At 58.2% G+C, this 7,549-nt stretch carries 8 protein-coding genes; 5 read left to right on the top strand and 3 right to left on the bottom strand.

Features of this window, described 5'->3' with window-relative positions:
• The 4 genes from lspA to CK944_RS23035 form a co-directional block, all read left to right on the top strand.
• The coding region (lspA, locus tag CK944_RS20830; protein WP_205049130.1) for a signal peptidase II at positions 1–550 on the top strand (550 nt) is incomplete at its 5' end.
• Positions 551–621: 71 nt separating this feature from the next.
• Positions 622–1,167, top strand: coding sequence for an EF-hand domain-containing protein (locus CK944_RS20835; protein ID WP_103174979.1), 546 nt, complete (start codon positions 622–624; stop codon positions 1,165–1,167).
• 684 nt (positions 1,168–1,851) lie between these two features.
• Positions 1,852–2,421: a recombinase family protein gene (locus CK944_RS20840; RefSeq protein ID WP_103174980.1), complete on the top strand. Its 570-nt coding sequence runs from the start codon at positions 1,852–1,854 to the stop codon at positions 2,419–2,421.
• Positions 2,422–2,459: 38 nt separating this feature from the next.
• Positions 2,460–3,425: a hypothetical protein gene (locus CK944_RS23035; RefSeq protein ID WP_146038741.1), complete on the top strand. Its 966-nt coding sequence runs from the start codon at positions 2,460–2,462 to the stop codon at positions 3,423–3,425.
• Between the two features lie 336 nt (positions 3,426–3,761).
• Here the strand turns inward: CK944_RS23035 and CK944_RS20845 are convergent, their stop codons facing one another.
• Entirely contained in the window at positions 3,762–4,610 is an 849-nt protein-coding gene (locus CK944_RS20845; RefSeq protein WP_103174981.1) for an SDR family oxidoreductase, read from the bottom strand.
• A 165-nt stretch (positions 4,611–4,775) separates the two neighbouring features.
• Between CK944_RS20845 and CK944_RS20850 the strand changes: the two genes are divergently transcribed.
• On the top strand, positions 4,776–5,066 hold the full coding sequence (locus CK944_RS20850; protein ID WP_371411686.1) for a winged helix-turn-helix transcriptional regulator: 291 nt from the start codon (positions 4,776–4,778) through the stop codon (positions 5,064–5,066).
• A gap of 242 nt (positions 5,067–5,308) precedes the next feature.
• Here the strand turns inward: CK944_RS20850 and CK944_RS20855 are convergent, their stop codons facing one another.
• Both CK944_RS20855 and CK944_RS20860 read right to left on the bottom strand, forming a co-directional pair.
• Complete coding sequence (locus CK944_RS20855) at positions 5,309–6,271, bottom strand: MFS transporter (RefSeq protein ID WP_371411687.1); 963 nt, start codon at positions 6,269–6,271, stop codon at positions 5,309–5,311.
• Positions 6,272–6,386: 115 nt separating this feature from the next.
• Positions 6,387–7,055 (bottom strand): TetR-like C-terminal domain-containing protein, encoded by a 669-nt coding sequence (locus tag CK944_RS20860; protein ID WP_103174983.1) that lies wholly within the window; start codon positions 7,053–7,055, stop codon positions 6,387–6,389.
• Positions 7,056–7,549: the final 494 nt, after the last annotated feature.

Consider the following 7,549-nt stretch of genomic DNA (forward strand, 5'->3'; position numbering starts at 1 on the left):
GCCTGTTCCTGCAATCGGCGTGGTCGATCATCCGGGATGCGCGCTCCGACCTCAAACAGGCTGGCCGTGCATGAAAACGGCTGGGCCTGCACTCATCATCGCCTTTGGAGCCGCGCTCGATCTTGCAGCAAAGCTATGGGCGCGCACCTCTCTCGAACCTTACGGGGCAACAACCGACTTTCTGCCTTTTATCGCGCTGCGTCTGACCTTCAATCAGGGGATTTCGTTCAGCCTGTTCTCATTCGAGGGTGAGGCTGCGCGGCTCGCGCTGCTGCTCGCTACGGCCGCATTGACAGCGAGTTTTGCGCTGTGGGCTTTTAGATCGGAGGGCTTGGAGCGCATTGTCGCCTCCTTCATTGTGGCGGGGGCGCTTGCTAATGTCATTGACCGTGCGGTGTATGGGGTAGTGACTGATTATCTCGATCTGCACTTTGGGGCATGGCACCCCTTTGTGTTCAATCTTGCAGATGTATGGATCACGGCCGGTGCTATCTTATTGTTTTTCTGTCAATTCAGCAGAAAACGGAGTAAAGTTTTCCTGAGGAGCTGACCTAAAGCACGTGGTTCCAGCCCCTGCCGTGCTCTCACTGCGCAGCCATATACTCCAGAGGAGGATTAACCATGAATCGCAAGATCCAAACGGCTCTCGCGCTCTCTCTCGCCCTCATCCCGACCACATGGGTTACCCCGGCAGCGGCGCAGCAAGGGGGCATGGGACAACCAAGCACAATGCATGATGGTATGCCAATGCAAGGCATGATGCACGGTGGCATGGGACAGCAAGGCATGATGCATGATGGTATGCCAATGCAGGGCATGATGTGCCCAGGCATGATGAACGGCATGATGGGATCCGGGATGATGGGCAGGCCCATGATGCAGGGCGGCATGATGGGGATGGGCGGCATGGGAATGCCCATGGCCAGAGCCTTCGATACCAACGGGGACGGCCAGTTCACGCCCGAGGAGATAGGGGTGGGACTGCGCACCGAGTTTACAAAATACGACACGAGCAGCGACGGCGCGTTGAGCCTCGACGAGTTCCAGAGCTTCTACACCGAGATGACCCGGATGAGGACGGTGCGCGCCTTCCAGCACGCTGACGCGGACGGGGATGGGCGGATCACGACAGAGGAGATGACCTTTGGCCTGCCGACCACGCCCTGACAGCCCAAGGATATCGCACCTGGGCTGATGGAGCGGTGGTTCGTCCAGATGGTTGGCCAGCCCAAGTGCAACGACACCATTGGCAATACCGCCATGATCGCGGCTGTATCGCGGTTGTGGTGATCGCCGGCCTGTTCCTGCGCTCATCCTGTTCGGTCATCAGGGATGCACGCCCCGAGCTTAAACAAGTGGGCCTGAGGGGCTAACTTAAAGCTCATGATCCCACCCCCTGTCGCGCTCCCGCCGCGCCACCCGCTCCAATTCCCATTCGTGCGCTTTGCGCTCTTGGACCAGCGTCACCGTTCTTTCAGCACCGCGTTCACCTGCTGTACCAAGCTATGGGCTTCTTGGCTCCCAAGGCGGGACTGCCCGGCTCCCACTTGGCCGTCGTTCAAGGGCACGATGGGTGGGGAAGCGAACTCGGACAATTCAGAGGCTGGGCAAGGTCCGGTTTGGGTGGTTTCGCGGAAGAACTCCATCGCACCCGGTCGAACATGCGCCAGATATTTCACTGTCGGCTGTCGAGAGCGAGGTAAAGAAAACGGAGGTTTTTCTGCCCCCGGCTGCAGGCCCCCGTGTTCGGTGCAGAACCTGCTGGTTCTCAGTAAAAATACCCGGTAAAGAAAACTAGGGAAGTCTAATCCGCCCCGCGACGACTTTATTTACCGATAGGGGCCATCGACTATGAAGATCGGCTATGCGCGGGTCTCCACCATCGAGCAGAACCTCGATCTCCAGAGGGATGCCCTGCTGGCGGCTGGCTGCGAGAGAGTCATCGCCGATACAGCCTCCGGGGCGGTGGCTTCCCGGCCCGGTCTCGAAAAGGTCAAAGAGCAACTGCGTGCCGGTGACACCTTGGTCGTTTGGCGGCTCGATCGTCTTGGCCGATCGTTGCGCGACCTCATCGGCTGGATGACCTGGCTTGAAGAGCAGAAGGTTGGTTTGCTGAGCCTGCAGGAGTCGATCGACACCAACACCACGTCCGGCAAGCTCACCTTCCACCTGTTCGGCGCCTTGGCTGAGTTCGAACGTAACCTGATCCGAGAGCGCACCCAGGCCGGCCTGACGGCGGCGCGTGCCCGCGGCCGCAAGGGCGGCCGTCCCCAGGTGCTCGACAAGGACAAGCGCGACCTCGCGGTGCGGCTTTATCAGGAAAAGAAAACGCCTATTGCCCGGATCTGCACGATGCTAGGCATTTCTAAGCCTACGCTTTATGCCTACGTTCGTGCTGCGGAAGTTGGTAAAGGTCGCTGATAGTTGGCTTTGATCTGCGGCTGCTTTGCTGACGGATATTGCAGCTAGAAATTGGTGGCCGCAGAAAAAAAGCTGATGGAGCAGAGCATTATATGACAGGCAGCTTGATCGGAGAAATCCTAGAGGCCGCAATCACAAACAAGACAAGTTTGGCAGAGTTGCTGCGGATGGTGAAAGTGGCTGCCCATCGCCTCAACCTCCCTTCCATTGAGGATTGGGTGAGCAAAGAGCTGGATGGCTATGACGATGGCAGTGATGTTCCAGACTATCGCAGAATATCAGGGCAGGTCGTCGCTAAACACGCCATGCACGGATGGCACTCGATTGGAGGCGATCCAACAATAATAAAAATGCTTCAAGAAAGGAACTTGGGCGGCTCAATAGCCAGGCTTGAAGCGATGTTGCTTGAAGCTAAATCTTCAGGCAATTCAGGAACGTTTACAATGTTTCTGCCCGCAGACAGTGTCACAACAATCCTTGGGGATAAGTCTTTTGCTTATGTGGCTATGGGAACAAGGTTCCCCGTGGCATCCATATCTGCTATCTTAGATCGGGTGCGAGGTAAAATATTAGATTGGGCGATTGAAATGGAAAAGCAAGGTGTTGTGGGCCAAGGAATGTCCTTTAGCGCAAAAGAAAAAGAAGATGCCGCACGCGCCACAACGAACATCACGTTCTCTGGGCCAGTTGGAACAATTGCGGGAAATCTTGGTACAGGAAATTCTTCAGGGGCTATCACCATAACCGGATCAAACATCGCTGAGGCTCTAGAACTTGTCCTAAGTCTTCAAAAGAATGCGCAAGATCTGATCAAATGCGGAGCGCATAACAGTCTGTCAGATGCCCTCGACAACCTAGCTAGAGAGCTTGCTTTAAAGTCTCCAGATAAAGGGAAACTTCGCAGTTTCGCCGATCATGTGAAAACTGCTCTTGCCGGTGCGTCAGGAAACCTGCTCGCCTTGGGAGCAATGCAGGCCATCACTCAAATTGGCACACTCATTTAGAGCCCTGACACGAGACCATTGTACGCGCTAGCTCCAACCTTGGTGAAGTGGTGCCGGTGGGAGCCGCCGTTGCATCCACACGATCGTTGAGAGGACGGGGAGATTACCCCTGAACAGCCCCATCGAAGGCCAGCATTTGCTGGCGGGACGAAATCTCAGATGAATGGTCCGTTATGTTTTGCAATGAGGGGGCGTCCAGTTTGACAGAGCGCTCCCAGGCATCCAAGGCTGGCACAGTAACGCGAAGAGCCGAAACCGGACGTCTTTGCTGGCTTTTTCCCGACAATGGAACCATCGCCTCCCATCAGCTCAATAGAGCCAATAGGAGGGGTTGAGTCACGACCTTAGGGCTTGTGCGACCGCATCGCCGAGCGAGAGCGTGGGACGCCCGATCAGTGTAGAAAGCGTCTTGTCCTCGTCATGCAGCGCGCCTTGCGAGGCCCCTACATCCCAACTGGCAATGGCTTCAGCCAAGCCTTCAGGCAGGCCGACGCTTTTCAGAATGCCCGCATACTCCGCCTCTGGAAGATCCTTGTAGGGAATATCCTTGCCGGTCTGGCGCGAGAGTTCGGCCGCAAGATCGGCCAGCGTGTAGCTGCTGTCGCCAGCAAGTTCATAAACCCTGCCGTCATGGTCCTCTCCGGTCACGACCTCTGCCGCCGCCTGGGCATAGTCTGCGCGGGACGCTGACGAAATGCGCCCTTCGCCAGCACTGCCGACAAAGGCGCCATTCGCCAGGGCAGCGGGAATGGAGCCGGTATAGTTCTCGGTATACCAGCCATTGCGCAGGATGGTGTATCGCAGGCCAGCCGCCTTGAGAGCCGCTTCCGTGTCCCTGTGCTCATCCGCAAGGCTCAAGGGCGAGGTGTCGGCATGCAGCAGGCTTGTGTAGACAATGCGCGAAACGCCTGCAGTCTGCGCCGCTTGGATGACGTTGCGATGCTGGGCCGCACGCTGACCGACTTCGCTGGATGAGATCAGCAGAAGGGTGTCCACCCCTTGCAAGGCCGCTTTCAGACGCTCGACCGATCCGTAATCGGCCTCGCGCACCGTCACGCCCAGGTCCGCCGCCTTTGCCGCATTGCGGGCCAAGGCCACGATCTCGGAAGCTGGAACCTTCTCTTTCAAGGCGGCGATCACCAGGCGGCCAAGCTGGCCGGTCGATCCCGTCACTGCGATGGTCATCGTTCTGTCCTTTCAGTTTCGATGAATCGCATGTAAAGACATTGCTTACTTTTCGTAAGTACTTACGTTGATGTTAGTATGGGTGCCCACATGACGTTATCCGACAAGGTCCGCCGGGGTGATCTGATGTCTGTATCTTGCCCCTCTCGCGAGGTTCTCAAGCATATGACAAGCCGATGGGGCGTTCTTGTGCTGATCGCCCTTGAAGGAAAGACATGCCGGTTCAGCGAATTGAAGCGGGCCATCGGCGGCGTAAGTGAACGGATGCTGGCGCAGACCCTGCAATGGCTGGAAGCCGATGGTCTTGTCCTGCGAACCCCTTATGACGTAGTGCCGCCGCATGTGGAATATTCGCTGACACCGCTTGGCGTGGAAGCAGCCGAGCGTGTTCGGCTGCTGGCCGACTGGATCGAGACCAACCTGCCGAAAATATCAGCCAACTGGCTAAAGCCCTAAAGACGGCGAGATAGAATTCGCGACGCGGTGGTCAAGTTCTCCTTGGATGTGAGTGCCCCTCTTATCGACAGCTTTGTCCGCATAGCATCGATATACGCCATGTCTGAGACGTGTCCCTCAGGGCCCAAACTTGCCACTCGCACAGTATGGAAGCCCACGTTCAATGCGCAGAACGCGGGCTCTCTTGCGGTGCTGCAGGTGTCACCTTCTCATGGAAGTTGAGCGCCATATCCCTGTCCGGCTTACTCTGCTGGCACAGCGGAGACTTCCCGCCCGGTGCTCGCCCAAGCGACCACAGCCAGGCTTAGGGCGACAAGCGACAGGATTGCGCCCGCCCAGTTCGGAGAGGCCAGGCCGAACCCGGCCGCGATCGTCGCGCCGCCGGCCCATGCACCGATTGCGTTTCCGAGGTTGAACATGCCGATGTTCACCGACGCGGCCATCGTGGGCGCTCCTGCGCGGCTGGCACGATCCATAACCAGCTTCTGGATCGGAGAGACTGTGGCAAAGCCGAATGCAGCCATGAGGAATACGGAAGCCGACGCCACAACGGCACTCTCAACGCCCAGCCAGAAGACGAACAGCACCGCAGCTTGTGCCGCGAGCGTCACGAACAGCGTTCCGAAGAGGGACCGATCGGCAGAGCGCCCCCCGATCCAGTTGCCGACCGCCAACCCCAGACCGAAGAGGATCATCAGCCGCGCGATGCCAGCATCGGAAAATCCTGCTTCCTCGACCATCATCGGGGCAATGTAGGTGATGGAGGTGAAGAAGGCCGCAGGACCGAAGATGGTGATGCCCATGGCAAGCAGCACCTGCGGGTCCATGAACGCGCGCAGTTCGGTCTTCAGGGCGATGGCCTTGCCCGCCTCGATCCGGGGCACCAGCAGCGCAACGCTCAGCACGGTGACAAGGCCGATGCCGGCGATCAGCCAGAACACCAGCCGCCAGTCATAGACTTGTGCAAGCCAGGTGCCGGCAGGCACACCGAACAGGTTCGCCATTGTCAGCCCCGAGAACATGAAGGCAATGGCACTTGCCTGTCGGTTCTTCGCCACCAGCGAGGCGGCAATGATGGAGCCGATGCCGAAGAAGGTGCCGATAACCTTTATGCCGTCGCCTTTCAGGCAGAGGACAATGACCCGGAGGCCGTCAGGTTCTTGTGCGACATGCTGGGTCTGGAAAAACTGCTGGCAGACTATGATGAAGAGTGTGGCCAGGAGCAGGACAACAGCCTCGATCCCAAGATCCGTTCCTGATCCTGTTTGCCGGCCACTTCCTGGCCCCGCCTGGACCTCTTGCCCCGAGGCAGTGCCCCGGTCACACAGGTCTAAGGTGAGGATGTGACCCTACCCCTGCCGCTCTTGAACCAGGGGACGAAGCCGCAGGCTTGAACAGTTTTCTGATGAACACTTGCACAGCCATCCGTGCGGCGTCCTCATCACGCGAGCCGGGCGTCCAGCGGGCCAGATCACCCAGCAGCATCTTGGTAATGACGCCGTAGACATAGGTATGGCAGATGGCGCGCAGCATGACCAAGTCTTCGTCGGCCTCCAAATAGCCCTTCGCTTGGGCTCGTTGCAGGATCTTCAGGACAAGATCATGGACCGACTGCTCATATTGGAGAAGCCGAGGATGGGCCTCGAACACGGCAGCAGGCATTTCCCCGACGAGGCGGAACTCCTGCGGGTAGAGGCGCGCCCAATCGACATATGCAACAGTGATTGCCTCAAGCTGATCGACTGGTGATGAACACCTGGCCATCTCCTGCGTGATCGTGTGCAGCAGCCGTTGCAAAGCCACATCGGCCATGACCACGAGAAGATGCTCGCGGTCAAAAATGACCTGCTTGAGCAGATCCCTTTCGACACCAAGTTCCTCGGCCACTGTTTCCAGGTGCGGCAGTTCACCCGTCTTGGCAGCAAGATGGCTTGCCGTGCTGATGGCGGCTGAGAGCAGATGTTGGCCGGGCTTAAAGGTGGCGTTCATAACACTTCAACTAGTAATTGATGGGGTGGTTTCGTGATCTGCCTTACGGCAGTGCCGGAACGAGCAAAAGAGAAGGAAAAATCTTTTCCGTCCCTTTGGATTATATGCCGCATCCCGGCTTCTGCCGGGACCGCGCTAGGCTTCGGCCGGCTGCAGCGGCCTTCGCCCCGAGACTGGACCCCTGCCCCTCCTTTGCGGCTTTTTCCGCGCCGTCTGTCTCGTCCCGAGCCAGCCCGCGCGGGGCCGCAATAGTCGGTCCAGCGGCCCAGTCTCGGCCCTGTCGGGTTGCGATCGCTTGCGGGGGTAGCCCGGTTGTCCAGCCTCGCACTGGCTCGACCTTGGGAGGGACAGGGGGAGGCCGAAGCAGGCTGTAAGCGAGACCACAGGGATCGAGCAAACAGCCTGTGGTCAACCGGGCGGAAAATTGTGGGAAGCAGCCGTCAAGCCTCTGAACAGAAGATGTTGCTGGAGTAGGGAGAAATAATAGCCATAAG

This window comes from Paracoccus sp. SY (assembly GCF_002901215.1).
GTDB classification, from domain to species: Bacteria; Pseudomonadota; Alphaproteobacteria; order Rhodobacterales; family Rhodobacteraceae; genus Paracoccus; species Paracoccus acridae.

Bases quoted from the DNA above. Each gene is read 5' to 3' on its own strand.
- CK944_RS20845 (WP_103174981.1), bottom strand. From the start codon at position 4,610: ATGACCATCGCAGTGACGGGATCGACCGGCCAGCTTGGCCGCCTGGTG.
- CK944_RS20850 (WP_371411686.1), top strand. From the start codon at position 4,776: ATGACAAGCCGATGGGGCGTTCTTGTGCTGATCGCCCTTGAAGGAAAG.
- CK944_RS20840 (WP_103174980.1), top strand. From the start codon at position 1,852: ATGAAGATCGGCTATGCGCGGGTCTCCACCATCGAGCAGAACCTCGAT.
- CK944_RS20860 (WP_103174983.1), bottom strand. From the start codon at position 7,055: ATGAACGCCACCTTTAAGCCCGGCCAACATCTGCTCTCAGCCGCCATC.
- CK944_RS20835 (WP_103174979.1), top strand. From the start codon at position 622: ATGAATCGCAAGATCCAAACGGCTCTCGCGCTCTCTCTCGCCCTCATC.